The following is a 25,606-nucleotide window of genomic DNA, read 5'->3' as shown; positions in this document are numbered from 1 at the left end:
ACCCGGGGGCAGCCGCGCGGCCTTCGTCAGCGCTCAATCCGCAGGCTGTGGCAGGTCCAGCTCAGCCGGTCCGGACCCGTGGCCGGGGGCCGGTCGTGGTACGTGCCGTCCGCCACCGAGAGGTTGACGATCAGGTAGGCGTGGAAGTCCGGCCCGACCCCGCGCCGGTCCGCGTGCACGAGCGTGTCGCCGACGAACCAGTCCACCGAGCGCGCGCCCAGCACCGCCCGCAGGTCGAAGGTGGCGCCGGGGGCTATCCCGGCGTCGGCGCCGTGCCAGTACCGGGAGCCGCCGCGAACGTGGTTCGAGACCTCCAGCAGGTCCGGATGGTCGGGGTGGTACTCGAAGACGTCCACCTCGTTGCCGCCGTCCCGCCAGGTCCAGATGGCCGGCCAGGCGCCCGTCTCGACGGGGAGCGTGACCCGCGCCGTGAGCACGTCGCCGGTGCGCACCTGGAACGCCTCCGGGCTGCCCTCGGTGGTGAGCAGGCTGCACGTCCACAGGTCGCCGCCGTGCCGCCGGACGGCGGCGAACACGCCACCGGGGCAGTAGGAGCGGCTCAGGAAGTCCAGCTTGTGATCGCCCCGGTTGGTCGGCCCCATTCGGGGATAGGCGCTGCTGCGGCCCGCCACCCACTGCCTGGTCGAAGTGAAATCCGCGTCGAACACGACTGCCACGGCCGCCTCCCGGGTCACCCGGCGCGTGCGGCGGCCCGCTGCCGCCGCACACAAGGAGTGACTTACCCGATACTCTCCGCAGTATGCGAAGCGGACGCTCCGGGTCCGTGGTCAGGACGGCGGGACGCGACGGGACGCCACGGGACAGCGCCCGGCCCGGGCCGGAGTCAGCCGACGACGGCGGCCTCGTCGCTGCTGCCGAGGCGGTCCGTCACCGACACCACGCCGTCCACCGAGCGGCAGAGGCTCAGCACGATCGGCACCAGGTGCGGCGCCGGCACGCTGCCGCTGAGCACCACCCGGCCCTGGTCGACCTCCACGCCCACCTCCGCCGGGCTCACGCCCTCGATCCGGCCGAGCACCTCCTCGACGATCTCGCGGCGGATCACCCGGTCCTCGCGCAGGAAGACGCGCAGCAGGTCGCCCCGGCTGACCATGCCGAACACCCGGCCGTCCTCGTCCAGCACGGGCAGTCGCTTCACCCCGTGCCGGCTCATCAGCCGCGCGGCCGCCACCACACTGGTGCCGGGGGTGACGCAGACGGCGGGGCCGGTCATCAGGTCCGCGGCGGTGACGGCCCCGCCCGGCCCCGTCCGGGTCAGCTCGGGCGGCGGCACCAGGCTTCCCGGGTCCTCCTGAGCGGCCAGGGTGAGCAGCAGGTCCGCCTCGGAGACGATGCCGAGGGGCCGCCCGTCGGGGTCCACCACCGGGACACCCGTGATGTCGTACTCGGTCAGCACGGCGACGATCTCCCGGAACCCGGTCTCGGGCGCGACCCGCACCACGGGACTGGTCATCACTGATTCGACGGTGGCATGCAGCACGCCGGTCACCTCGTCCACGAGCGATGTCGGCCGGACGACCGCCGTCCGGCCGGATATCTGGAGCATCCCTCCCGGCCGCGCCCCCGGCCAGGGGCCGAAGGGGCTGACATCCCGGGACCAACGGCACTGCCGTCCGACGCTCCCCTCACAGCGTACGGCGGTGCGGTCCGCTCGCCCGGCCGTCGAGCCCGGCCCGCTCCGGACGGCGGCCCGCGCGGGCGGGTGCCGGGCCGGTGCTGTGGCGGCCCGGACGGCGGGCGGCGAAGCTGGCGGAGGGCGCGTGCGGCCCGCCCGCCGGCGCCGCCGCGCCGAACCCCGCACCCCTGACGCGGCTTTCTGGGAGGCACCATGGCCGGACCGAGCACCCCCGACGCCCCGCTGCGCTGCCTGGTCACGGGCGCCACCGGCTACATCGGCGGCCGGCTCGTCCCCGAGCTGCTGGCCGCCGGGCACTCCGTCCGCTGCCTGGTCCGCGACCCGGGCCGGCTGCGCGACCACCCCTGGCGGGCCTCGGTCGAGGCCAGCGCCGGGGACGTCACCCGGCCGGAGTCGCTGACCGGGGCCTTCGCCGGCATCGACGTCGCCTACTACCTGGTCCACTCGCTGGGCACCGGCCGTGACTTCGAGGCGACCGACCGGGCCGCCGCCCGGGCCTTCGGCGAGGCGGCGGCCCGGGAGGGGGTCCGCCGGATCGTCTACCTCGGCGGTATCAACCCCGCCGGGGTGCCGGCCGCCGAGCTGTCCCCGCACCTGCGCTCGCGCGCCGAGGTCGGCCGCCGGCTGCGGGCGAGCGGGGTGCCGACCGCCGAACTCCGGGCCGCGGTGATCATCGGATCCGGTTCGGCCTCGTTCGAGATGCTGCGCTACCTCACCGAGCGGCTGCCCGTGATGGTGACCCCGAACTGGGTCGACACCAGGATCCAGCCGATCGCCGTCCGGGACGTCCTGTACTACCTCACCGCGGCGGCCCGGCTGCCGCCGGAGGTGGACCGGGCCTTCGACATCGGCGGCCCGGACGTCCTCACCTACCGCGAGATGATGATGCGCTACGCCGCCGTCGCCGAGCTGCCGCGCCGGCTGATCGTCCCGGTGCCGGTGCTCACCCCCCGGCTCTCCAGCCACTGGGTCGGCCTGGTGACGCCCGTCCCCAACTCGCTCGCCCGCCCGCTGGTGGAGTCGCTGCGGCACGAGGTGGTCCGCGGCGAGGACGACCTCGCCGAGTACGTGCCCGACCCGCCCGGGGGCCCGACCGGCTTCGACGAGGCGGTCCGGCTGGCACTGCGGCGGATCAGGGACGCCGAAGTGGCCACCCGGTGGTCCTCCGCCACCCTGCCCGGCGCGCCGAGCGACCCGCTGCCCACCGACCCGGACTGGGCCGGCGGCAGCCTCTACCAGGACGTCCGGGAGCGCGACGTGGGCGCCCCGCCGGACGCGCTCTGGCGCGTGGTGGAGGGCATCGGCGGCGAGAACGGCTGGTACTCCTTCCCGCTCGCCTGGGCACTGCGCGGCCGGCTCGACCGGCTGGCCGGCGGCGTCGGCCTGCGCCGGGGCCGGCGTGACCCGGCCCGGCTACGGGTCGGCGACTCGCTGGACTTCTGGCGGGTGGAGGAGATCGAGGCCGGGCGGCTGCTGCGGCTGCGCGCCGAGATGCGGCTGCCCGGGCTGGCCTGGCTGGAGCTGTCCGTCACCCCGGACGGCCTCGGCGGCAGCCGCTACCGGCAGCGGGCACTGTTCCACCCGCACGGGCTGGCCGGGCACGCGTACTGGTGGTCGGTGGCACCGTTCCACGCCATCGTCTTCGGCGGGATGGCGCGCCGGATCACCGAACGCGCCGCCGGATCCCGGAACACCGCCCCGGACGGCGCAACCATCACATGATCGACTCGTTGGACCGTCCGCCACCACACGACAGACGGCTCCGGGGAGAACGCCTTGGCAGGACGGATAGACGGCGGCGCACCGCCCCGGGGCGCGGGCGCGCGTCCGGTGGCCCGGGCCGAGGCGACCCTGGTCCGCCACTACCGCCGGCTGGTCCGGCTCGCGTACCTGGCCCTGCCGGCCGACCGGGACCGCCACAGCCGGGTGCTCGCCGCGCACGCCGCCGTCCAGCGGGCCCTGCCCTCCCGTTGGAGCAGGCTGCGGGAGCCGGCCGGCACGGACGAGGACCCGCTGTACGCCGCCCTGCGCCTGCGGGTGCTGCGCGGCGCGCTGCACCCGCGGCCCGCCGACCGGCTGCGGGCGCCCCGGGTCTGGGGGCTGCGGCTGTTCACCCCCGGCGGCGGTGACCGGGACGCGGCACTGGACCGCGAACTGGCCGCCCTGGGGGCGCCCGCCCGGTCCGCGTTCGCGCTGCTCGCCGTGGAGGAGCTGACGCCCGAGCAGGCCGCGGAGGTGCTGCTTCAGGCCGGTGCGACCGACCCCGGGCAGGCCGTCGACGAGGCCGCACGGCTCTGCGCCGGACCGGATCACGGCCTGTCGGCCTTCGACCCCTGCGCGGTGCGCGTCCAGCCGACCGACCTGCTGCGCCGCCGCCGGGCCTTCGGTGCCTCGCTCGCGGTGGCCGCGCTCGCGCTCACCGGTACCGCCGCCGCGCTGGCCGTCCCCGGTGCCCCGGCCCCGGCCGGCGCGCCCGTCCGTCCGCTCGCCGTCCCGCCGGGCGGAACGGCGCCCGACCCGGCCCGGCTGCTCCGGGTGGCAGCGGACCAGTGGCAGCACACCGCCCGGATCGACTTCTCCGCCTGGCCCGCCCGCGGCGACCGCCGTGACGACACCGCCCTGCTCGGCCGGGCGCTCGCCGCCTGGTCGGGCCCCGGCCCGCGGACCAGGCCCGAGCCGGGCACCCCGGCCGCCCCGCCGCAGGGCCCGCCCCAGTTGCTGTTCGCCGGCACCGTAGACGGCGCGGCCGTGGTGGTGCTCTACGACGGCGGCCGGCTCGCCCGCTGGACCGACGGACCCGGCGGCGGGCTGGACCTCGCCCGTGCCGACGACTCCTCCGTCACCACCGCCGGCGCGGTGGTGCTGCACCGCCAGGGGGCGACCGCCCGCTACCTGCTCGCCCCATGGATCGACGCGGCCGACACCCGCCGGATCGACCAGCCGGACGTACCCGCCAGGGCGCTGGACCGCGTGGACGGCGTGACCGCTGCGGCACCCGGCGCGAGCACCCCCGGTTCGCGCTCCCCGGGGGCGCTCGCGGACTGCCTGGGCGCCACCGTGCTCCAGTTGCGCTCCTCCACCACGATCGCCGAGAAGCACTCCTTCCTGCTGGCCGACCTCGGCGGGCTGGTGCCCGCCCACCTCAGCTACACCCCGCCACCGGACCGCACCCAGCCGGCCCGGCAGCCCCGCGAGGCGGTCGGCCAGGACGCGCTGCTGGCCTGGGCCCGCGCGGGCTGCGCCGTTCCGGACGGCACCCCCGGTGTCAAGCAGCTCAACCTCTGGGCCTTCGCGGTGCAGCAGCTGCCGCAGAACGCGGGCGCGGCGTCCTGGGTCTGCCTGCGCGCCGACCGCTGGAACGGCGAGGGCAGCGCCGCGACCGCCGTGCTGCTGCCGAACGCCCGGGGCCCGCAGCGCACGGGCGGCGGGCCGGGCCGGGCGTGCAGCCGGTTCGAACAGGACACGGTGGGGTGGACGTGGTGGCGCTCGCCGCAGGGCACCGAGTTCCTGCTGGCCGCGGGCAGCCGGCGGGTCGGCCGGATCACGGCCAAGGGACCGGACTGGTCGGCCGACCGGGCCACGCCGGACCACACCCTGGCGGTCGAGCGGCCCGGCCGGGCCGCCGTCACGCTGGAGGCGGTACTGGACGGCGGCAGCCGGATCGCTCCGCTGCGGTGAGGGCGGCCGCGGGAGCCTCCCCCTCGGCAGCCGCCCCCGGTGCGCCCGCCGGCCGCAGGCGCACCGACGCCCGACGGTGTCTCAGGCCGCCCAGCGGGCCCGGACGTCCAGGCGTCGCAGCAGCGGATGCGCGTCCCCGGCGGTCGCGGACCCGGTCCGCCGTCCCGTCACGCGGCGCGCCCACCAGGCGGACGCCAGGTTCGAGGAGAGCAGCGGGCGCCCGCTGGTGTCCTCCCGCGCGAGCTCGGCGAGCGCACCGAGCGTCCCCATCCCGGTCCCGGTGAACAGCAGCGCGGAGTCGTCGGGGATCCCGTTCTCCTGCTGGTGGGCCCGTATTCGCTCGCGGATCCGGCCCGTGGTCACCTCGTAGGGGTCGAAGTGGTCGGACCCGTCCGGGGCCGTCCCGGCGGGCACGAGGACGACGCCGTCCACCGTGAGCCCGGCCCGCTCCCAGAAGGCGCGGGAGGTCGCGGTGAGCCACGGCTGGTAGGGCGAGACCAGGGTCAGCCGGTTCACCCCGAGCGCCTCGCAGGCGGCCAGGATCGCCTGCGTCGAGGAACTGACCGGGAACCCTGAGCGGTTCGACATCTCCTCGCACAGGGCGCGGTCGCCCGCCGGGTCCAGCAGGTAGTGCGAGGCACTGCAGGCGACCACGGCCGCGTCCAGCCGCATGCCGCCGAAACCGTCGAGGGTGTCGGGAAGGACCCGGTTGTAGGTCTCCAGCATCTCCCGGAGCTCCACCCCCGGCGTGGTGGGGAAGCGGGAGGTGTACACGTGCACGGCGGCACCGATCAAGCGGTTGAACTCCGGCTCCGCCGTGGGGTTCTCCGGGGGGACGACGACTCCGAGTCTGGGCAGCGAGAAGAGATCCATGGCCGCACAGTAGGCCGAACGCCGAGACAGGGGACAGATCCGCCGACGTTAAGCGACAGACCACTCACAAGCGCTTTGCACGCCGTTCCCGTTATTGACATTCCTTGACACTCCCCCACACATCCCTGACCCGAATCCCCTTGTCCGCCACATCCGTTCGGTGAACCCTGGTGATCACAGCCGCCCCGTGGACCGGACCGCACACGCGTGGCCACGCGGCCGGCCTCCCTGGGGCCGGCCCTTCCCCGAAGGAGCAAGCCCCGTGCCTGCCGCCGCAGAACACGCCGGAAGGAAGCAGGTGCACCTCGCCGTGCAACTGCCGGCCATCCACAACGTGACCGTCTGGTCGGACCCCCGTTCCGAGAGCCAGATCGCGATCGACTCCTTCATCCGGCTCGCACGGACCGCGGAACGCGGCAAGTTCGACTTCTTCTTCCTGGCCGAAGGGCTGCGGTTGCGCGAACATAAGGGCCAGGTCTACGACTTGGACGTGGTGGGCCGTCCGGACAACCTGACGGTGCTCGCCGCGCTCGCCGCCGTCACCGACCGGCTCGGGCTCGCCGCGACCGTCAACACCACCTTCAACGAGCCCTACGAGGTGGCCCGCAAGCTGGCGAGCCTGGACCTGCTCAGCGGCGGCCGGGCGGCCTGGAACGTGGTCACCAGCTACGACGCCTTCACCGGCGAGAACTTCCGCCGCGGCGGCTTCCTCGCCGAGGCCGACCGCTACACCAGGGCGGCCGAGTTCCTGCAGACCACGCGCGAGTTGTGGGACAGCTGGGCGGACGGCGACGTACCCGCCGACGCGGCGGCCGGCCGGTTCGTGCGCCCCGGCGCCGGCACCTTCGCCCACCGCGGCACGCACTTCGACATCGCGGGCCGGTTCACCACCCCGCGCGGCCCGCAGGGCCACCCGGTGATCATCCAGGCCGGGGAGTCGGACGTGGGCCGGGAGTTCGCCGCCTCCGACGCCGAAGTCATCTTCAGCAAGTACAACCGGCCCGACGAGGCCCGGGCGTTCTACCGGGACGTGAAGTCCCGGCTCGCCGCGTACGGCCGGCGCCCGGACGACCTGAAGATCCTGCCCACCGCGACCGCCGTGGTGGCCGACACGGACGAGGAGGCCACCGCGTACGCGGACGAGATCACCCGCGCGCAGGTGAGCCCGCAGACCGCGATCGCCCACCTGGAGGGCGTCTGGGGCCGCGACCTCTCGGCGTACGACCCGGACGGGCCGCTGCCCGACATCGATCCGGAGCCGGACGCCCTCCTACTGAAGGGGCACTCGGTGTTCCGCAAGGGCCGTGAGGAGACGGCGCGGCGGTGGCGCAAGATCGCCGAGGAGCGCGGGCTGAGCATCCGTCAACTGATGATCGAGGTCCACGGCGGCCAGAACTTCGTCGGCAGCCCGCAGACCGTCGCCGACACGATCGACCGCTTCGTGCAGAGCGAGGCGGCCGACGGATTCGTCCTCGTACCGCACCTGACGCCCGACGGCCTGGGCGACTTCGTGGACCGGGTGGTTCCGCTCCTCCAGGAGAAGGGCGTGTTCCGCGAGGAGTACACCGGAACGACGCTCCGCGACCATCTCGGCCTCGGCTCCCCGAAGGAGACCTCGTGACCGCCACCCCGTCCGACTCCCCGCTGCACCTGGCCGTCGCGCTCGACGGCGCGGGCTGGCACCCGGCCGCCTGGCGGGCCCCGGACGCCAGGCCGTCGGAGCTGTTCACCCCCGGCTACTGGGCGGGCCTCGTCGCCGAGGCCGAGCGGGGGCTGCTCGACTTCGTCACCCTGGAGGACGGCCTCGGTCTGCAGTCCGAGCCCTTCCACCGCCCCGACGACCGCACCGACCGGGTCCGGGGCAGCGTCGACGCCGTACTGCTGGCCGCCCTGCTCGCGCCGCTGACCGACCGCATCGGCCTGGTACCGACCACGAACGTCACCCACACCGAACCGTTCCACCTGGCGACCGCCATCGCGACCCTGGACCACGCCGCCCGCGGCCGGGCGGGCTGGCGGCCGCAGATCGCCTCCCGCGCCTCGGACGCCGCCCACTTCGGCCGCCGCACCACCCCGCAGCTCACCGACGACGACATCCGCGACCCCGAGCTGATCGCCAAGCGGCTCCGCCCGCTCTTCGCGGAGGCCGCCGACGTGGTCGAGGTGGCACGACGGCTGTGGGACAGCTGGGAGGACGATGCGGAGATCCGGTCCGTGCCGACCGGCCGCTTCATCGACCGCGACAAGCTGCACCACATCGACTTCGAGGGCGAGCACTTCAGCGTCCGGGGGCCGGCGATCACCCCGCGCCCGCCGCAGGGCCAGCCACTGGTCGCGAGCCTGGCCCACGCCTCGACGCCGTACGAGTTCGCGGCCCGCGCCTCGGACGTCGTCTTCGTCACCCCGCACGACCGCCCCGGCGTCGAACGGATCCTCGCGCAGGTCGACGAGGCCGTCGCCGCCACCGGCCGTGACCTGCGGGCCAGGCCGCTGCGGCGGTTCGCGGACCTGATCGTGCTGCTGGACGACAGTCCGGCGGCCGCCGCCGACCGGAAAGCCCGGCTGGACGAGCTGGCAGGCGCCGAACTCGCCTCGGACGCCGTGGTGTTTACCGGCACCGCGGCCGCTCTGGCCGATCTGCTGCTCGACTGGCGCTCGGCCGGGCTGGACGGCTTCCGGCTCCGCCCGGCGGCGTTGCCGCACGACCTCGAAGCGATCACCCGCGCCCTGGTACCGGAGTTGCAGCGCCGGGGTGCCTTCCGCGCGGCCTACACGGCGACGACGCTGCGCGGGCACCTGGGGTTGGAGCGCCCGGCGAACCGGTACGCGCGGGTCTGACCTCGGCCCGGTGCGCTCGGGGGTGCGCCGCGGCGGGCCTGCTCAGCGGTGCGCCGAGGCGGGGTCGCCCGCCGGCTGTCGGCCGAGGGCCTCGCAGCCGCGGCGCACCGCCTCCACCGCGGTGAGCCGGCCGCCCTGTGCGAACGCCGCCGCGAAGGCGGCCGCCCCCAGGACCTCCACGGCGGCCGCGGCGATCCGGTCCGTGTCGCCGCGCTCGGCGGGCGGCAACGGGGCCCCCACACCCCGGCGTGCCGCGTCCGCGGCGCCGAGCAGCAGGGCCGCGCACTCGGCGCCGCGCCGCCCGGCCGCGCCCCGGCCGGCGACCGCGGCCGCGCCGGCCAGGCCCTCCAGGGAGAGGGCCAGCGCGCGCGGCTCGTCGAGGGAGCGGGCGACCGCCCAACCGCTCAGGTGCCGGTCGGCCGCCAGGTCGGCGTCGCCCCGGAGTTCGGCGACGAAGCCGAGCTCCGCGAGGAGCAGGTGGTCGCCCGCCTCCGAGGACACCTCCGCGTAGCCGTCGCGGATGTGCACCAGATGGGCCTCGGCGGCGGCCAGGTCCCCCGAACGGCGGGCGCCGAGCGCGAGGCCCATCTCGGAGTGGATCTCCCCGTACTTGTAGCCCTGTTCGGCGGCGATCCGGCGGGCCTGTTCGTGCAGCTCCCGGCCCCGTTCCCAGTCGTGGGCCAGCAGGGCGAGCCGGCCCAGCCCGGACAGCCGGGCCGACACCTCGGCCTCCAGCCCCAACTCCCGAGCGATGTGCAGCCCTTCACGCTGGCGGCGGGCCGCCTCCGGGTACTCCCCCTTGATCTCGGCGAGCGCGGCGAGCGGGGAGACCGTCTGCAACTCGCCCCAGCCGTCGCCCAGTTCGCGGAAGAGCGCGGCACTGCGCAGACCGTCGCGGCCGAGACCGGCGAGGTCGCCGCGGACCAGGGCGAGGGTGGCCCGCAGGCCGAGTGCGGCGGCCGTGCCCCACTGATCGCCCTCCTCGGCGAAGACCGCGAGGGCGCGCGCGTTCAGCTCCTCGCCCTCGGCGGCCTCGCCCGCGCTGAACAGGCCGTACGCGCAGAGCCACAGGGCCCGGGCGCGGCGCACCGGGTCGGGCACCGCACCGGCCGACGCGACCGTGCAGGCGAGCGCGTGCGCCTCCGCGCGGTCGCCGGTGAGGAGCGCGAACGCGCCGTGCAGGAGCGCGAGTTCGGAGCTGGGCCGGGGAGCGGCGGCGAGCGCGGCGGCCAGGCTGCGGCGGCCCTCGGTGAGCCGGCCGCGCAGCAGCCACCACCAGGCCAGGGCGGTGGCCAGCCGGACCGCCTCGTCGCCGTCCCCTTCCGCGGTCCGGCGCAGCGCCTCGTCGAGGGCCGCGCGCAGGTTGCCCGCCTCGGCGTCCAACCGGGCGAGCCAGGGCCGCTGGTCCGCGCCGCGCAGCCGGGGCTCGGCGCGCTCGGCGAGCGCGAGGTAGTGGCGCAGGTGGCGGCCGCGCACGGCGGCGAGGTCCGCCATCTCGTCCAGGCGTTCGGTGGCGTACGCGGCGACGGACTCCAGGAGGCGGTAGCGCCGCCCGGTGGGCTGGTCGACGACGACCACCAGGGAGCGGTCGACGAGCCGTGTCACCAGGTCGAGGACCTCGTAGCGGGTCACGCCGTCGCCCGCGCAGGTGGCCTCCGCGGCGTCCAGGTCGCAGCCGTCGCTGTGCACCGCCAGGCGGCGCAGCACGATCCGTTCGGGTGCGCTGAGCAGCTCCCAGCTCCAGTCGATCACCGCGCGCAGGGTCTGCTGGCGGGCCGGGGCGCCGCGGCGGCGGGAGCTCAGGAGCCGGAACCGGTCGCCCAGCCGGGTCGCCAGCTCCCGGACCCCCAGGGTGCGCACGCGGGTGGCGGCGAGTTCCAGGGCGAGCGGGATGCCGTCCAGCCGGCGGCAGATCTCGGCGACGGCCTCGCGGTCGGCGAGGTCGCCGCCGTCCGGGTCGCGGGGGAAGCCGGGGTCGTGGGCGGCGGCGCGCTCGCTGAACAGCCGCACGGCGTCGTCGGTCGGCAGCGGCTCGACGAGGAACACCGCCTCGCCCGTCAGGCCCAGCGGCTCCTGGCTGGTGGCCAGCACCCGCAGGTCCGGTGCGGTGCGCAGGAGCAGCTCGGCGAGTTCCGCCGCCGCGTCGACGACGTGCTCGCAGTTGTCCAGGACCAGCAGGGTGCGGCGGTCCCGCAGCGCCGTGGCGAGCCGGTGGACGGGCGAGGCGGGCCCCGCCCCGCCGCCCGTGCCCGGCGGCGCGGGGGCGTCGTCCCGGACGCCGAGCGTGGTGGCGACGACCTGGGCCAGGTCGGCGGCGGTGCCGCCGCGGACCCCCGCGAACTCCACCAGCCAGATCCCGTCGGGGCGGTTCCCGGCCGGCTCCCGAGCGGCCACCGCGGCGGCGGCCGCGACGGCCAGCCGGGTCTTGCCGACGCCGCCGGCGCCGGCCAGGGTCACCAGGCGGGTGTCGTCCAGGAGCCGGGACACCTGGGTGACGGCCGCGTCCCGTCCGATCAGGCGGGTCAGCGGGACCGGCAGGTTGGGGTGTTCGCCGGCGGGCGGGGCGGGGGCCACGGGCGGGGCGGGCGTCGGGGTGGCGGGGGCTACGGGCGCGGCGAGCGAGGCGGCGGCGGCCGGTGCCGAACCGGCCCGCGCGGTGCCCGGGCCGGGGTCCAGGCCGGGGTCCAGGCCGGGGTCCTGGCGCAGGACGGCCTGGTGGAGGGTGGTCAGCGCGGGGGCCGGGTCGACGCCCAGCTCCTCGGCGAGTCGGGCGCGGAGGTCCTCGTAGCTCGCGAGCGCCTCGCTCTGACGGCCCGCGAGGTAGAGGGCGCGCATCTGGACGGCACGCAGCCGCTCGCGCAGCGGGTGCCCGGCGACGAGGGCGGCGAGCTCGCCGGCGAGCAGCGCGTGGTCACCGGCGAGGAGCCGCGCCTCGGCCTGGTCCTCCAGGACGGCGAGCCGCTGCTCGGCGAGGCGGCACGCCGCCGACCGGACGTAGTCCTCGTCGGCGAAGTCCGCGTACGCCGGCCCCCGCCACAGGTCGAGGGCCTCGGTCAGGAGTTCCGCCCGGGCGCGCGGGTCGCGGACGCCACCGGCGTCGGCCACCAGGGCGCCGAAGCGGTCGGCGTCCAGCTCGCCGGCGCCGCGGTCCAGCCGGAGGCGGTAGCCCGCGCCCTGGCGCAGCACCCGCTCCCGGCCGAGCACCCGGCGCAGCTGGGAGACCTTGCCCTGGAGCGCGCCCTCGGGTTTCCCGGGCGGTTCGTCGCCCCACAGGTCCTGGATGAGGCGGTCGGCGGAGACCGGTCCGCCGCCGTGCGCCAGCAGGTCGGCGAGGAGTCCCCGGACCTTGACCTCGGGGACGGTGATCTCCTCGCCGTCGTCGCCCCACACCACGAGTGGTCCCAGTACCCCAAACCGCATGTCGGTCACCGTACCGCGCCCCGGTGGCGCCAGACCGGCCCGGGGGGATCTTCGACGGGCCGTCAGCCGGCCGTCAGCGCACCCTCAGCGGATCCACAGCGGATCCGCAGCGGCCCGGAAGGACCCTCGGGCAGGGTCGGACCCACCGAGTCGCCGAGCGGCGGGAAGGAGTGACCGACATGACCAGGTACGCGGGCCGCCGGGCCGTCGTCCTCGGCCAGGACACCGACATCGGCCTGGCCATCGCCAAACGCCTGGTGGAGGGCGGGGCGCTGGTCCTGCTGGCCGCCCGCACCGCCGGGGAACGCGCCCGGGCCAGGGCCGAGCTGGGCTCCACCGCCACCGTCGTCGAGCGCGCCGAGGACGGCGGTACCGGTCTCGACGACACCGACCTCCTGTTCGCCGATGCCGTGGCGGGGGTCCGCCCGCTGCTGCCGTACCTCCGGGACGGCGGCGCGGTGGTGCTCACCGCCCCGGCGCCGCCCTCCGACGCCGTGCGGGCGCTCGCCGCCGAACTGGTCTCGCGCGGCATCCGGGTCAACGCGGTGGCCCCCGGCTGCATCGAGGCGGCGCCCGCGGGCGGCCCGGCGCTGCCACCGCTCGGCCGGCTCGGCTCCGCCGAGGAGGTCGCCCGCGCCGCGCTCTTCCTGGCCACCGACGCGACCTTCACCACCGGCGCCCGGCTCCCCGTCGACGGCGGGCTTGGCCACGCCTGGCCCGCCCCGTGACCTCCTCTTCGCACCACCCGTCCGCCCCGTCCCCTGGAACATCCGGAGCACGCCCCATGAGCACCTCACCCGACATCACCGACGCTCCCGGCGCGGAGACCCGCTCCTCGCCCCCCGCGGCGGCGGGGGGCGAGGAACCGCAGAAGCTTCCGCTGCTCGCCCTGATCGCCCTCGCCACCGCCGTCTTCATCACCAGCCTCACCGAGACCCTCCCCGCCGGCCTGCTCCCCTCGATGAGCTCGGACCTCGCGGTGAGCGAGTCCGCGACCGGCCAGACCGTCACGATCTACGCGATCGGCACCGCCCTGACCGCGATCCCGCTCGCCTCGGCCACCGCCGGCTGGCGGCGCAAGCGGCTGCTCCTGACGGCCATGGCGGGCTTCGCCGTGGCCAACACCGTCACGGCGGTGTCGTCGATCTACGGGCTGACGATGGTCGCGCGGTTCGTCGCCGGTGTCGCCGCCGGCCTGGCCTGGGCGCTGCTCGCCGGCTACGCACGGCGGATGGCTCCCGTGGCACTCCAGGGCAAGGCGATCGCCATCGCGATGGCCGGCATCCCGGTCGCGCTCTCGCTCGGCGTCCCGGCCGGCACCTTCCTCGGCACCCAGACCGACTGGCGCGTGCCGTTCTTCGTGATGACCGGCCTCACCGTCCTGCTGCTGGTGTGGATCTCCGCCACCGTGCCCGACTACCCCGGCCAGCAGGCCGGCGAGCGGCCGAAGATGCTGCGGGCGCTGAAGGTGCCCGGGGTGACCCCCGTGCTCTTCGTGACGCTGGTCTTCGTCCTGGCGCACACCGTGCTGTACGCCTACATCGCCACCTTCCTCGACGACCACGGCCTGGGCGACAGCACCGACCTGGTGCTGCTGGTCTTCGGCGGCGCCTCGCTCGCGAGCATCTGGATCGTCGGCTCGCAGATCCACGCCAAGCTGCGCGCGCTCACCGTCGCCAGCACCCTGCTCGTCGCGGTGGCCGCGCTGCTGCTCGCGGTGCTCGCCGACACCACGGCCCTGGTGTACATCGCGGCCGCCCTGTGGGGTCTGGGCTGGGGCGGCATTCCGACCCTGCTGCAGACGGCGGTGGCCGACGCGGGCGGTGACCAGGCCGACGCGGCCCAGACCATGCTCGTGACGCTGTGGAACGTCGCGATGGCCGCCGGCGGCATCATCGGCGGTGTCCTGCTCGACGTGAGCGGCAGCGACTCCTTCCCCTGGACGGTGCTGCTGCTCCTGCTGCCGGTGCTCGTGGTGGTCCTGGTGGCCCGCAGCCACGGCTTCCCCGCCAAGCGGCCCACGCCCCAGGGCTCGTAGGCTCCCAGGCTCGCAGGCCTCCTGGGGCTCCTTGAGCTCCTGGAGCGCGACCGGGCGGGGTCCAGTGATCCCGCCCTCCCCGGAACGGCCACCGAAGGCAACCTGACCCCCGGGCCTTCGGTGGCTTCCGGCGTTCCACCGGCCTCTTCGCTCGCCTCTCCGCGTACCCGCCGTACCCGCCGTACCCGCCTGCCTCCCGCTCCCCGCCGCGCCCCTCCGTGCCGCGCCGTGCGGCCCAAGTTCCGGGTGTCGCGGCAGATTTCATGAGCTGTTGACACGAGCGCCGGGGCTGCCGTCCGTGCCCGCCCGAGCCGGAGCCGCCGCCCGCCCGCCCCCAGCCCGCTGACCAGCGGCCGAAGGACTTCGGGTACGCCCGCGGCCAGTGGCCGCCGGCCGGGCGGGCAGCCTCGCCGGATCTGTGCCGGGAGCATTTCCACAGCGTGTCTCCGCAGGTCGGAGCGGATATCCGGCCGGTCGGCCGGGTTCCGCCTGGTTGCCGTGCCAAGCGGTACTTTTGTTGTGCGAACGACGCCCAGGGCCGCGACCCGGGGAGCGGACGAGGGTGGGCACGGAGGGGCGTGGCGTCCGGAGGAGGAGCAGGGAAGATGAGGACCGTACTCGTGGTGGAACGGGAGATCAGCTCCGCCGAATCGATGGTGCGCGACCTGCGCCGGCAGGGCTTCGTCGCCCGCAGCGTGGGCACCGGCGCACAGGCCCTCCGCACGTACCGCGAGGCCGATCTGGTGCTGCTCTCGCTGGAACTGCCGGACGTCGACGGCATCGAGGTGTGCCGGAGCCTGCGGACCGAGAGCGACGTCCCACTGATCGCCTTCACCCGTCGCGACGACGAGTTGGAGCGGGTGCTCGCCCTGAAGGCGGGAGCCGACGACTGCGTCGCCCAGACCTGGGGCTTCCGGGAGATGGGGGCCCGCATCGACGCGGTACTCCGCCGGTCCTCCCGCCGCTCCGGGCCGGCGGCGCCCGAGGCCATCTCGCTGCTCCCGCTGCACATCGATCCGCGGACCCGCGAAGTGCGCCTGCGCGACCGGCTGATCGAGGTGACGTCGAAGGAGTTCGAGCTGCTCTACATCCTCGCCGCCAACTCCGAGACCGTGGTGTCGCGCAAGGAGTTGATGGCGAAGGTGTGGGGCAGCGACTGGGGGCAGGCCAGCCGCACCATCGACACCCATGTGAGCACCCTGCGCGCGAAGCTCGGCTCCAGCCGGTGGATCATCACCGTCCGCGGGATCGGCTACCGGATGGGACACGCCGCACGGTCGAAGGGACCGGCGCCCGGCGACCCGTCCGGCGCCGCGGCCGCCCCGCACGAGGGGGCCGCCGAGGATCAGCGGGTGGCGAACTCGGTCTGGTAGTCGGGCAGGGCGATCGTGCTGCTGACCTTCCGGCCCAGCTCCAGCATCCGGTTCAGGACCCAGCGCCGGCCCAACAGTCCGTCGCGCAGCCGGAGCCCGGCCGCCGTGCCCGGCGCCAGGAAGGGCCCGGTCCGGTCGCCGCCCCGCTGGCAGCCCTCGGCGTAGCCGCGCACGGCGTCCTCGTACCGGGTGAAGGCGGTGCGGTGGTCGCCCCGGGCGCGGGCGAGTTCGCCGGCCAGGACGTACGCGGCGACCATCGCGGTACCGGTGCCCATGCCGCCGATGGTCGCGCCGCAGGCGGCGTCCCCGACCAGGGCGATCCGGCCGGCGGACCAGGCGGGGACGTCCGCCCGGCTGATCGAGTCGAAGTACAGCTCCGGGGCCTCGCGCAGACTCTCCAGCAGTCGTGGCACCTCCCAGCCGAGACCCGCGAAGGCGTCCGCGAGCAGCGCCTTCTGCTGCTCCTGGTCGTGCCGGTCGTAGGGCAGCTCGGGTGAGGCGAACAGGAAGAAGGCGCCGGCCCGGGTCCGGTCCCGGTGGTCCGCGCCGACCGCGGCGAGCCGCCCGGGCACGTTGAGGCCGACCGAACCGGGCGGCAGACCGGAGTAGTTGGGCAGTTGCCAGGTGGCGGCGTAGTAGCCGAGGTGGCGGACGAAGCGCTGCTCGGGGCCGAAGGCCAGCCGGCGGACGGTGGAGTGCAGACCGTCCGCGCCGACCACCAGGCCGAACTCGCGCGGCGACCCGTGGCGGAACTCCACCCGGACGCCGTCGGGCGTCTCCTCCAGCGCGGTCACCGTGTCGCCGAAGACGTACTCGGTGGACGGCAGGCTGTGCCGGTGGAGCAGCCGGGCCAGTTCGCCGCGCGGCACCTCGACGTCGCCACCGGCGAAGTCCGCCGGCAGGTGGAGCCGGCGCCGACCGTGCCGGTCGACGAAGTCCATCGGGCTGCCACCGGTGTCGATCCGGCGCAACTCGTCGAGCAGGCCCATCCGTTGCAGCACCGTCAGGTGCGCGTCGCCGCGGAAGTCGACGGCCTGGCCGCCGCCGCGCAGGGCGGGAGCCAGCTCGACGACGGTGGGCTCGAAGCCGTACTGCCCGAGCCAGTACGCCAGTGCCGGGCCGGCGATGCTCGCGCCCGAGATGAGGACTTTGGTACCCATGTGAACCACTCCGTCCGGGAGAGCCGAGAAACTGTGTCTACTGGACACTGATTGCTGCTGTGTACGGTAGACACAGTTAGGTCGGTTCGGCAAGGGCCGACCCGGAACGGGACGGGAGCGGGAGCTTGAGCAGCACATCCGGCGACGGGGCCGAGGCGACGGCACGGCTGCTCTGGGGGCCGCCCCCGAAGCCGACCCGCGGGCCCAAACCAGCGCTCAGCCTGGACCGGATCGCCCGAGCCGGGATCGGGATCGCGGACGCGGAGGGACTGGGCGCCGTCTCCATGCAGCGGGTGGCCGGCCTGCTCGACTACACCAAGATGGCGCTCTACCGCTATGTGCCGGGCAAGGCCGAACTGGTGGCCCTGATGGTCGAGACGGCGATCGACGAACCGGCCGGGGCCGTACCGGGGGCCCCGGCGGCGAACCGGGAGCTGGCGGGCGCCTCGCCCGCCTGGCGCGCCGAACTCCACTCCTGGGCGGGCCAGTTGGCCACCACCTTCGGCGCGCACCCCTGGCTGATCGACGCCACCGTCGGCCCCCGGGTGCTCGGCCCGAAGGAACTCGGCTGGCTGGAGCGGGTGGTGGCCGCCCTCGACGGCACCGGACTGACCGGGCCGGAGCGGATGGACACCGCCGTCCTGCTGGCCGGCCACGTCCGCAGCATCACCGCACAGGCGCGCGCGGCCGGACCGGGCGGGGAGCCGGAGTCCCGGCTGCTGGCCGTCGTCGGCGGGCTGGTCCAGGAGCACGCCGACCGCTTCCCGGCGCTCGCGGCGGCGATGGCCGTGCGGGACGGGCGTGACCGGGCGCTGGAGTTCGGCCTGGAGCGCATCCTGGACGGCCTGGCGGCCCTGATCGCCCGGCGGAACGGGCTGACGAGCTGACGGGCGTCCGGCCGTCAGCCCACGTCAGCGGTGGCGCGGGCTACGCGGGTTACGCGCGGGTCCGCGCGGGTTACGCGGGTCGGCGCGAGTGGCGCAGGTCCTCCAGCTCGGTGGTCATCCGGCCGAGGAAACGGGCCACCGCCGCCAGCTCCACCGGGGTGAACTCGCCGCGCACCGCCTCGGTGCGCCGGGCCACCGGCGCGAACCACTCGGCGGCCATCCGCCCGGCACCGGGCAGGTAGTGCACCAGGACCTGCCGGCGGTCGGCGGCGTCCCTGGTCCGGCGGATGTGTCCGGCCCGCTCCAGCCGGTCCAGTACGGCGGTGACCGCCCCCGAGGTGAGGGCCAGCTCCTCGCCGAGCCGGCCGGGGGTGATCCCGCCCCGGCCGGGCTCGGCCCGCATCACGGCGAGCAGCGCCTGGACGTCGGTGGCGTGCAGCCCGCTGGCGGCGGCGAAGCCGTGCCCGAGCAGGTTCATCTCGGAGGCGAGGGCCTGGAGGAGCCGCCCGAGCGCCGGGGTGTCGGAGGGTACGGTCGCTGACGGGTCCGCAGGCGCCGGGCTGTCGGACGGTGCCGGGGCGGGCGGGGGCGTGCTCGGGTCCTGCTCCGACAAGGTCATCCGCTCCGGTCGCCTACGGTGTTCCACCCGCTGTTACCCGTTCAGCCTAACCGGCCGGGCACCCTCGGGCGGGCTCGCCGACCGGCTCGGGCGCCGCCGTACCGACCGCCGTGCGACCCGGCCGGGCCGGCCACCAGACCCGCTCGCCCAGGTCCCGGACCAGCGCGGGCACCAGCAGCGAGCGCACCAGCAGGGTGTCCAGCAGCACGCCGAAGGCGACGATGAACGCGATCTGGGCCATGAAGGCCAGCGGGATCACACCCAGCGCGGCGAAGGTCGCGGCCAGCACCACCCCGGCCGAGGTGATCACTCCGCCGGTGGCCGTCAGCCCGCGCAGCACCCCCTCCCGGGTGCCGACCCGCATCGTCTCCTCACGGACCCTGGTCATCAGGAAGATGTTGTAGTCCACCCCCAGCGCGACCAGGAACACGTACCCGTACAGCGGCACGGAGGGGTCGATGGCGGAGAAGCCGAAGACGTGGTCGAACACCACCGCGCTGACGCCGAGCGTGGCGAGGTAGGACAGCGCGACGGTACCGGCGAGCAGCAGCGGAGCGAGCAGCGAGCGCAGCAGCACCACGAGCACGGCGAGGATGCAGAGCAGCACGACCGGCATGATCAGTGCCCGGTCGCGCTCCGCCGTGATCCGGGTGTCGTACTGCTGCGCGGTGTAGCCGCCGACCAGCGCGTCCCCGCCCGGCACCGCGTGCACGGCCTGCCGCAGGCTCCGGACGGTGGCGATGGCCGCGTCGCTGTCGGCCGGGTCGGCGAGCGTGACGTCCAGCCGGACCCGCCCGTCCACCTCCGCCGGGGCACCGCCGGGCGCACCGCCGGTGTACGGACGGACGCCGGCCACCCCGGGGACGGCTGCCGCGGCGGCGACCGCCTCGGCCCGCCCGGCGGAGGCGATCACCACGGCCGGATTGCCGGCGCCGCCGGGGAAGTGCTTCGAGAGCAGCGCCTGCCCGGCCGCCGAGGGCTGGGCCTTGATGAAGAGTTCGCTCTGCGGGACGCCGCCCGAGTCCAGGGTCGGCGCGAAGGCGGCCAGCGCGGCGAGCACGGCCAGGCCGGCGGCCCAGGTGACCCGCGGCCGGCTCCCGACCAGGGCGGCCACCCGCTGCCAGACGGCGTTCACCGGGGCGCGCCCGTCGGCGGCCGGCCGGGCCGGCCAGTAGGCGGCGCGGCCGAGCAGGACGAGCGCGGCCGGCAGGAAGGTCAGCGCGGAGAGCACCGCGCAGCCGATGCCGATCGCGCCGACCGGGCCGAGCGCCCGGTTGTTGGTGAGGTCGGAGAGCAGCAGGACGAGCAGGCCGAGGGCGACCGTCGTCCCGGAGGCCGCGATCGGCTCGACGGACTGCCGCCAGGCGGTGCGCATCGCCGCGAACCGGTCACCGTGGAGGTGCAGTTCCTCGCGGAAGCGGGCGGAGAGCAGCAGTCCGTAGTCGGTGGCCGCGCCGATCACCAGGATCGACAGCAGACCCTGCACCTGGCCGTCCACCCGGACCAGGCCGTGGTCGGCGAGCAGGTAGACCAGCGCGCAGGAGACTCCGAGGGCGAACACCGCGCCGAGGATCACCAGCAGCGGCAGCAGCAGGCTGCGGTAGACGGCGAGCAGGATCAGCAGCACCACGCCGAGGGCCACGCCGAGCAGCAGTCCGTCGATGCCGGCGAAGGCACTGCCGAGGTCGGCCGCGACCGCCGCCGGACCGGCCAGGCCGACGGTGGTGTCCGGGACCTGGTCGGCGAGTTCGCGGACGGCGCGGACGCTGTCCCCGGTCTGCCGGCCGAGGTCGGAGCGGAGCTGGACGACGCCCTGGAGCGCCCGGCCGTCCTCGGACGGCACGGCGGGCGACACCCGGCCGGTGGCACCGGGAGCGGCCGAGGCCTCCTGCAGCGCCCGGCCGGCGGCGGCGCGCTGGGCCTCGCCGACCGCTCCGGTGCGACTCTCCCAGACGACGATCACCGGGAGCGTGGCCGCCGTCCGGAAGTCCTCCCCGAGCCGGGCCACCTCGGTGGACTCGGCGCTGCGGGGCAGGAAGGCGGCCCGGTCGTTGGTGGCCACCTCGGAGAGCTTCCCGGCGTAGGAGCCGAAGGCGCCGCCCAGGCCGAGCCAGACGGCCAGCAGGACGAGCGGAACCAGCAGTCTGGTTCGACGCCGGGAGGCGGGGCGGGGAGCGGCTGGACCGGTGCGCATCGCGGAGCGCCCTTCGGGCGGGGGCAGGTGACGGACCTCCGCATCATATCTCTCGATGATTGAGAAACTTGGCCATCAAGAGGTATGGCGGCCCGACGGCTGCTTCCGACTCCCCCCGAGCAGCCCGGCCACCGAGAGCGCACCCCAGCCGACGGAGACGGCCACCGCCATCACCCGGTGCCGGCGCTCCGGCAGCGCGGTGGCCAGCAGGGCGGCATCGCCCAGGTCGGAGGCGATCCGCACCAGGGTGGCCGCGCGCAGCGCGGAGTCGTCGGGTGCGAACGCCATCGCCAGGCCGCAGGCGGCGTCCCGGAAGGCGAGCGGGCGCAGACAGGCCGCGGTGGAGCGCGGCAGCGAGCCGTCGGCGGCGGTCAGTCCGGAGGGGGCGGCCAGCAGGGCGGGCCGGCGGGTCACGGCGAGGCCGTAGACGGCGGTGGCGGCGCCGGTCAGCCGGAGCAGACGAGAGTTCATGGCGCGGATCTCCCTGAGTCGGTGAGCAAGGTCGGTGAGCGAGGTCGGTGAGCGACGTCGGTGAGCGACGTCGGTGAGCGAGGTTCGTGGACGGCCCGTGGGTCCGGGAGGAAGGCTGGGCGGTTCGCGGCGCCTGCGGGCCGGATGTCCCACCGCCGTCAGTGGTGGCCGTGCCGGCCGAGGGTCTCCTCCGGGGTCGCCCCCGGGCGGGTCCACATGTGCTGATAGGCCACGAGTTCGTCGCGGCCCTGGAACAGGTCCGGGAACGGGACGGGGCCGTCGGGGCCGACGACCTCGACCGTCCCGTCGAGCTCCACCATCGGCAGCCGTCGCCGGGCCGCGGCGATGGCGTCGGCCTCGCGGGTGTGGGCCTTCTCCCGGACCAGCAGCTCGTCCCGGGCGGCCTGCCAGGTCGCCAGGTCGACCACGGGCGGGCGCCCGGGCAGCGAGGGGGCCGAATCGTCCCACGTGGTCGTCATGGTGTCCTCCGTGGTGTCGTGGTGACCGGGCGGCGGCGTTCGCCCTCCTACGACACCAGAGAGGTCCGACAACACCCGGCCGGACGCGCGCGCCCGGCCGAAATCCGCCACCCCGACTCGGCGACCCGACCCGCCGCACCGACCCGCCGACCCGACCCGATGCCCGACGACAAGCCCCCGGCCCGACCGAACGGCCCGCGCACCCCCTCGGGGTACGCGGGCCGCGAGCAGGATCTACCGGGTCAGCCCGTGATCGGCTTGGTGTCGAGGCGGACGTGGTCGACGGCCCAGAACCAGTTGTTGCCGGCGTCGTACATCCGGAACTTCAGGGTCACCGAGCGGGCACCCGCCGGAACGGCGAACTGCTTGGTGACGAAGGCGTTCTGGACGTCCTTGCCGGCGTTGTCGTTACCGGTCGGGTCGCTGCTGTAGTAGACCAGCCGGGTCTCGGTGCCGTTGTCGAAGACGGCGGTGACGGCCGCCTTCTGCGGGGCCTCCTGCCGGTAGTGCGAGTCGAAGGCGAGGTGGAGGGTGCTCGCGCCGGCCGGCAGCTGGACGGCGGGCGAGACCAGGGTGGAGTCGAAGACCCCCTTGCGGGACGGCGAACCGGTGTCGTCCCAGTCGTCCGGGTCGGCGACCGCGAGGATGCCCAGGCCGCGGCTGAAGTTGCCGCGGTCCTGCCCGGCCGGGGTGGACCAGGCGCGCTTGGTGTGGAACGTCCAGCCCTGGAGTCGGGTGGTGCCCTGCGGCATGGCCGGCGCGTTCACCACCGACCAGCCCTGCGGCGCCTGCGGCGTCCAGCCGAGCACGCCGGCCAGCGGCTGGAGGGAGCCGGCCAACGACTCGAAGTCCTCGCCGAGCAGGTGACCGGCCATCACGGGAGCGGTGCGCGCCGCGATCTCGCCGTCGGCGATCGCGAAGCGGCTGCCGGCCGCCGCGCGGGCGGTGACCAGGATCCGGTGGGTGGCGCCGTCCGGCAGCACGGTGGGCGGGGTGACGTCCCACTCGGCGGTCGCGGTGGCACCGGCGGCGAGCGAGGCGGGCGGCGGGGTGACGGCGGTGACCGTCCAGCCGGCCGGCACGACCGGCTGGACCTCGATCGCGGTCAGCGCGGCGGTCGCGGTGAACCGGGCGGCGACCCGGGCCGGACGGCCGGGCAGCAGGATCGCCTCGTCGATCGTGGTGGACGCGGCCTTGAGCGTGACGTCCAGGGCCAGCGGGTCGGCGAGGCCCATCGCCGGGTCGGTCACCAGGTGGTCGCCGTCCCACGGGAAGCGCCCGGCGATCCGGCGGCGGAAGCCGAGCTCGCCGCGGACGCCCACCGCGACGTCGTACCAGCCCTCCGGGCCGACCTTGACGTTGACGGTCCGGTCGTCGCCCGCCGCGACCCGCACCTCGCGCAGCCCGTCGCCGTAGGCCAGGTCGCCGACCAGGAAGGTCTGGGCGGTGCGGGTGCGGTTGATCACGTCGACCTCCAGCACCTTGCCGTTCTGCTCTTCGGAGAGCGAGATCTCGTACGCCGAGGCGGCGTCCCCGCGCAGGTGCCAGAGCGCGCCGTTCGGGCCGTGCACCCGCAGGTCGTAGCCCTCGGGGCCGACCGTCCAGACGTCGGAGAGGCGGCTCTTGGCGCCCACGGTGTAGTGGCGCGGCGCGGTGCCGGGCGCCGGGTAGACGGCGAAGACGGCGGCCTGGCGGCCCTGGTTGATGAAGTCGACGGTCAGCTCGTCGCCCTTGAGCTTCGGCTTGACCAGCAGGTCGTACGGGCTGATCCGGGCGGTGCGGGTGCCGCGCTGCTGCTGCGGGAAGGCCTGCGGATCGGGCACCGTGGGCGCGGGCAGCTTGCCGGTGTCGACGACCTTCTGCCGGTTGCCGCTGGTGTCGGGCAGCTGCGGCCAGACCGGGTTGCGCCCGGAGAAGTCGAAGACGTTGGTGAGGTCGCCGGTCACGGCTCTGCGCCACGGGCTGATGTTGGGCTCCTCGATGCCGAAGCGCTGCTCCAGCAGGCGCAGCACCGAGGTGTGGTCGTAGACCGTGGAGTCGACCACGCCGCCGCGCGTCCACGGCGAGACGACGATCATCGGGACGCGCACGCCCAGGCCCATCGGGTACGGGCCGGAGACCAGGGTCTCGCCCGCGGGCAGGGTGTCGGACCAGGAGAGCGAGCCGTCGGCGGCCTTCACCCGGTACCTGCCGTCCTGACCGACCACCCGGTGGTAGGTCGAGCCGCCCTTGGAGACCCGGACCACGACCTCGCCGTCGACCGGGACGGTCGACTTGCCGCGCCCGGCGGCCAGCGGCGGGACGGGCGGCAGCTGGTGGTCGAAGAAGCCGCCGTGCTCGTCGTAGTTGAGGATGAAGACGGTCTTCTCCCACACCTCCGGCTTAGCGGCGAGCGCGGCGAGCAGCCGGGCCGTCAGGTGCTCGCCGTTCGGCGGGGCGTAGTTGGCGTGCTCGGAGAGCGCGGCGGGCGCGACCAGCCAGGAGACCTGCGGCAGCCGGTCGGCCTGGACGTCGGCGGTGAACGCCTCGACGAGGGCGTCGCCCATCGCGAAGGGGTCGTCCTTCTTCGCCGGGTCACCGACCGCGCGCAGGCCGCGCTCGTAGAGCGGCTCGCCCGGCTTGGCCTTGACGAAGGGGGTGAACCAGGCGAGCGCGTTGTCGTCGAAGTTGTCCAGCGCCTGGTAGGTCTTCCAGCTGATCCCGGCCTTCTGCAGCCGCTCGGCGTAGGTGGTCCACTCGTAGCCGCCGGGGATCTCGGTGTTGTCGGTCACCGGGGTGTCCCGCACCGTGCCGCCGCTGGTCCCGGTCATCAGGTGCTCGCGGTTGGTGTTGGTGTTGCACTGCACCGACGCGTAGTAGGCGTCACAGGTCGTGAAGACCGAGGCGAGCGCGTTGTAGAAGGGCATGTCGGCGGGCTCGTAGTAGCCCTGGCCGAGCCAGCCGCCGGAGCGGCGGGTGACCGAACCGTCGGCGCGGCCGTCGTTCCAGGCGTTCATCGAGTCGACGAAGCCGAACGCCGGGGCGCCCTGCTGGTAGGCGTTGGTGTGGGCCGCGTTCATCGGGAACGGCAGCAGGTGGCCCTCCTTGCGCCCCGGGTCGGGCTGGTGGAACACCGAGCGCCCGTTGACCCCGCGCACCGCCGTCCGGTCGCCGAAGCCGCGCACGCCGGGGAGCGTACCGAAGTAGTGGTCGAACGCGCGGTTCTCCTGCATGAACACCACGACGTGCTGGATGTCCGCCAGCTTGCCGGGGCGGGCCGGCGCGGCGAGCGCCTCACGCACACTGAGCGGGAGGGCGGACAGCACGGCGGCCGCCGCCGCGCCGCCGAGCAGGGTGCGGCGCGACAGTTCGGGCATCGGAATCATCGGGGGACGGCTCCTTGATCACGGATGCTGGGCCTCCGTTTCGGCCCAGACCCGTTATGTATAGGCGTCCGAGATCAACGGAAGTGGACCGGTTCGATGGCGTTTCGATGACGGACAGAGAACCCCGAGCTGTACAGACAACTTGACTGCACCTGTCATCCCTCCCGCCGCCGCCCGCGCAGCCACCCCCGACCGCCGTCGCCCCCGGTCCGGCCCCGGTCCGAACCCGCCGTCGGGGCGGCCCTCAAGACCGCCACCGGGACGGCTTGTGGCGAAAGGTAGTTGACGAACCGTCGGACCGCCCCGCCCGGGTCGTGAACAACCCTTGACGAGGCATGTGGTCTGTGGAAATCTCACGACAGGTCCAGGCCAATGATCTTTCCACGGGGGAGAAGATCGGACCGCTTGACGCATCAGGGGGGAACCTGGGAGTCGGGTCGGCCTTGCTCCAGCGGCCTGTCGACCGGTCCGCGGGGCGGCCCGGACCGCATCCGACGGCCGCGCCCTCCACCGGGCCGCACCGTCGCGGCGGAACCCGGTCGGACGGGTCACCG

Annotated in this window: 17 protein-coding genes and 1 pseudogene; 8 read left to right on the top strand and 10 right to left on the bottom strand. The window is 75.1% G+C overall.

Annotated features, from left to right (window positions below; genetic code table 11):
* Positions 1-26: 26 nt before the first annotated feature.
* Entirely contained in the window at positions 27-677 is a 651-nt protein-coding gene (locus ABZ495_RS06485; protein WP_359804655.1) for a beta-glucanase, read from the bottom strand.
* 167 nt (positions 678-844) lie between these two features.
* A complete protein-coding gene (locus ABZ495_RS06480; protein WP_359834721.1) occupies positions 845-1,567 on the bottom strand; it encodes a CBS domain-containing protein in 723 nt (240 codons plus the stop codon).
* 282 nt (positions 1,568-1,849) lie between these two features.
* On the opposite strand from ABZ495_RS06480, the gene ABZ495_RS06475 reads away from it, so the two are divergent.
* Together ABZ495_RS06475 and ABZ495_RS06470 are read left to right on the top strand one after the other, a co-directional pair.
* Positions 1,850-3,379, top strand: coding sequence for an SDR family oxidoreductase (locus ABZ495_RS06475; protein WP_359834719.1), 1,530 nt, complete (start codon positions 1,850-1,852; stop codon positions 3,377-3,379).
* 54 nt (positions 3,380-3,433) lie between these two features.
* On the top strand, positions 3,434-5,335 hold the full coding sequence (locus ABZ495_RS06470) for a hypothetical protein (protein ID WP_359834717.1): 1,902 nt from the start codon (positions 3,434-3,436) through the stop codon (positions 5,333-5,335).
* An 81-nt stretch (positions 5,336-5,416) separates the two neighbouring features.
* Here the strand turns inward: ABZ495_RS06470 and ABZ495_RS06465 are convergent, their stop codons facing one another.
* Complete coding sequence (locus tag ABZ495_RS06465; protein ID WP_359804647.1) at positions 5,417-6,208, bottom strand: arylmalonate decarboxylase; 792 nt, start codon at positions 6,206-6,208, stop codon at positions 5,417-5,419.
* Positions 6,209-6,470: 262 nt separating this feature from the next.
* On the opposite strand from ABZ495_RS06465, the gene ABZ495_RS06460 reads away from it, so the two are divergent.
* Both ABZ495_RS06460 and ABZ495_RS06455 read left to right on the top strand, forming a co-directional pair.
* The gene (locus tag ABZ495_RS06460) at positions 6,471-7,829 is read left to right on the top strand and encodes an NtaA/DmoA family FMN-dependent monooxygenase (protein WP_359804645.1); all 1,359 of its coding nucleotides are present in this window, start codon (positions 6,471-6,473) and stop codon (positions 7,827-7,829) included.
* Entirely contained in the window at positions 7,826-9,046 is a 1,221-nt protein-coding gene (locus ABZ495_RS06455) for an LLM class flavin-dependent oxidoreductase (protein ID WP_359834715.1), read from the top strand. Before ABZ495_RS06460 ends, ABZ495_RS06455 begins: the two co-directional genes overlap by 4 nt.
* Positions 9,047-9,088: 42 nt before the next feature.
* On the opposite strand, the gene ABZ495_RS06450 is transcribed toward ABZ495_RS06455, so the two are convergent.
* A complete protein-coding gene (locus ABZ495_RS06450) occupies positions 9,089-12,466 on the bottom strand; it encodes a BTAD domain-containing putative transcriptional regulator (protein ID WP_359834713.1) in 3,378 nt (1,125 codons plus the stop codon).
* Positions 12,467-12,645: 179 nt separating this feature from the next.
* On the opposite strand from ABZ495_RS06450, the gene ABZ495_RS06445 reads away from it, so the two are divergent.
* The 3 genes from ABZ495_RS06445 to ABZ495_RS06435 all read left to right on the top strand — a co-directional run bounded on the left by ABZ495_RS06445 (position 12,646) and on the right by ABZ495_RS06435 (position 15,877).
* Complete coding sequence (locus ABZ495_RS06445) at positions 12,646-13,194, top strand: SDR family oxidoreductase (RefSeq protein ID WP_359834711.1); 549 nt, start codon at positions 12,646-12,648, stop codon at positions 13,192-13,194.
* 56 nt (positions 13,195-13,250) lie between these two features.
* On the top strand, positions 13,251-14,504 hold the full coding sequence (locus ABZ495_RS06440) for an MFS transporter (RefSeq protein ID WP_359834706.1): 1,254 nt from the start codon (positions 13,251-13,253) through the stop codon (positions 14,502-14,504).
* Between the two features lie 605 nt (positions 14,505-15,109).
* Positions 15,110-15,877 carry a response regulator transcription factor gene (locus ABZ495_RS06435; RefSeq protein ID WP_359804635.1) on the top strand — a complete coding sequence of 256 codons (768 nt, stop codon included), beginning with the start codon at positions 15,110-15,112 and terminating at the stop codon, positions 15,875-15,877.
* On the opposite strand, the gene ABZ495_RS06430 is transcribed toward ABZ495_RS06435, so the two are convergent.
* Positions 15,850-17,037, bottom strand: coding sequence for an FAD-dependent monooxygenase (locus ABZ495_RS06430; RefSeq protein ID WP_359834704.1), 1,188 nt, complete (start codon positions 17,035-17,037; stop codon positions 15,850-15,852). The two genes, ABZ495_RS06435 and ABZ495_RS06430, sit on opposite strands and share 28 nt — an antisense overlap.
* Positions 17,038-17,162: 125 nt before the next feature.
* Between ABZ495_RS06430 and ABZ495_RS06425 the strand changes: the two genes are divergently transcribed.
* Positions 17,163-17,924: a TetR/AcrR family transcriptional regulator C-terminal domain-containing protein gene (locus ABZ495_RS06425; RefSeq protein WP_359834703.1), complete on the top strand. Its 762-nt coding sequence runs from the start codon at positions 17,163-17,165 to the stop codon at positions 17,922-17,924.
* 70 nt (positions 17,925-17,994) lie between these two features.
* On the opposite strand, the gene ABZ495_RS06420 is transcribed toward ABZ495_RS06425, so the two are convergent.
* From ABZ495_RS06420 to ABZ495_RS06400, 5 genes and pseudogenes are all read right to left on the bottom strand, one after another.
* Complete coding sequence (locus ABZ495_RS06420; RefSeq protein ID WP_359834701.1) at positions 17,995-18,543, bottom strand: MarR family winged helix-turn-helix transcriptional regulator; 549 nt, start codon at positions 18,541-18,543, stop codon at positions 17,995-17,997.
* Between the two features lie 46 nt (positions 18,544-18,589).
* Positions 18,590-20,737: an MMPL family transporter gene (locus tag ABZ495_RS06415; RefSeq protein ID WP_359834699.1), complete on the bottom strand. Its 2,148-nt coding sequence runs from the start codon at positions 20,735-20,737 to the stop codon at positions 18,590-18,592.
* A 75-nt stretch (positions 20,738-20,812) separates the two neighbouring features.
* The gene (locus ABZ495_RS06410; RefSeq protein ID WP_352295246.1) at positions 20,813-21,208 is read right to left on the bottom strand and encodes a hypothetical protein; all 396 of its coding nucleotides are present in this window, start codon (positions 21,206-21,208) and stop codon (positions 20,813-20,815) included.
* 212 nt (positions 21,209-21,420) lie between these two features.
* A pseudogene (locus tag ABZ495_RS06405) lies at positions 21,421-21,687 on the bottom strand (DUF899 family protein); the annotation flags it as partial.
* 242 nt (positions 21,688-21,929) lie between these two features.
* Positions 21,930-25,052, bottom strand: coding sequence for a phosphocholine-specific phospholipase C (locus tag ABZ495_RS06400; protein WP_359834697.1), 3,123 nt, complete (start codon positions 25,050-25,052; stop codon positions 21,930-21,932).
* Positions 25,053-25,606 lie beyond the last annotated feature (554 nt).

The organism is Kitasatospora sp. NPDC005748 (assembly GCF_040630735.1).
In the GTDB taxonomy this organism is placed as follows: Bacteria; Actinomycetota; Actinomycetes; order Streptomycetales; family Streptomycetaceae; genus Kitasatospora.
Note: the sequence above shows the minus strand (reverse complement) of the source record. Positions and strands in the feature narration are given on the sequence as shown.

Excerpts from the sequence above, each read along its gene's own strand:
- ABZ495_RS06465 (WP_359804647.1), bottom strand. The coding sequence starts at position 6,208 with ATGGATCTCTTCTCGCTGCCCAGACTCGGAGTCGTCGTCCCCCCGGAG.
- ABZ495_RS06410 (WP_352295246.1), bottom strand. The coding sequence starts at position 21,208 with ATGAACTCTCGTCTGCTCCGGCTGACCGGCGCCGCCACCGCCGTCTAC.
- ABZ495_RS06400 (WP_359834697.1), bottom strand. The coding sequence starts at position 25,052 with ATGATTCCGATGCCCGAACTGTCGCGCCGCACCCTGCTCGGCGGCGCG.
- ABZ495_RS06440 (WP_359834706.1), top strand. The coding sequence starts at position 13,251 with ATGAGCACCTCACCCGACATCACCGACGCTCCCGGCGCGGAGACCCGC.
- ABZ495_RS06420 (WP_359834701.1), bottom strand. The coding sequence starts at position 18,543 with ATGACCTTGTCGGAGCAGGACCCGAGCACGCCCCCGCCCGCCCCGGCA.
- ABZ495_RS06430 (WP_359834704.1), bottom strand. The coding sequence starts at position 17,037 with ATGGGTACCAAAGTCCTCATCTCGGGCGCGAGCATCGCCGGCCCGGCA.
- ABZ495_RS06480 (WP_359834721.1), bottom strand. The coding sequence starts at position 1,567 with ATGCTCCAGATATCCGGCCGGACGGCGGTCGTCCGGCCGACATCGCTC.
- ABZ495_RS06435 (WP_359804635.1), top strand. The coding sequence starts at position 15,110 with ATGAGGACCGTACTCGTGGTGGAACGGGAGATCAGCTCCGCCGAATCG.
- ABZ495_RS06475 (WP_359834719.1), top strand. The coding sequence starts at position 1,850 with ATGGCCGGACCGAGCACCCCCGACGCCCCGCTGCGCTGCCTGGTCACG.
- ABZ495_RS06445 (WP_359834711.1), top strand. The coding sequence starts at position 12,646 with ATGACCAGGTACGCGGGCCGCCGGGCCGTCGTCCTCGGCCAGGACACC.
- ABZ495_RS06415 (WP_359834699.1), bottom strand. The coding sequence starts at position 20,737 with ATGCGCACCGGTCCAGCCGCTCCCCGCCCCGCCTCCCGGCGTCGAACC.
- ABZ495_RS06450 (WP_359834713.1), bottom strand. The coding sequence starts at position 12,466 with ATGCGGTTTGGGGTACTGGGACCACTCGTGGTGTGGGGCGACGACGGC.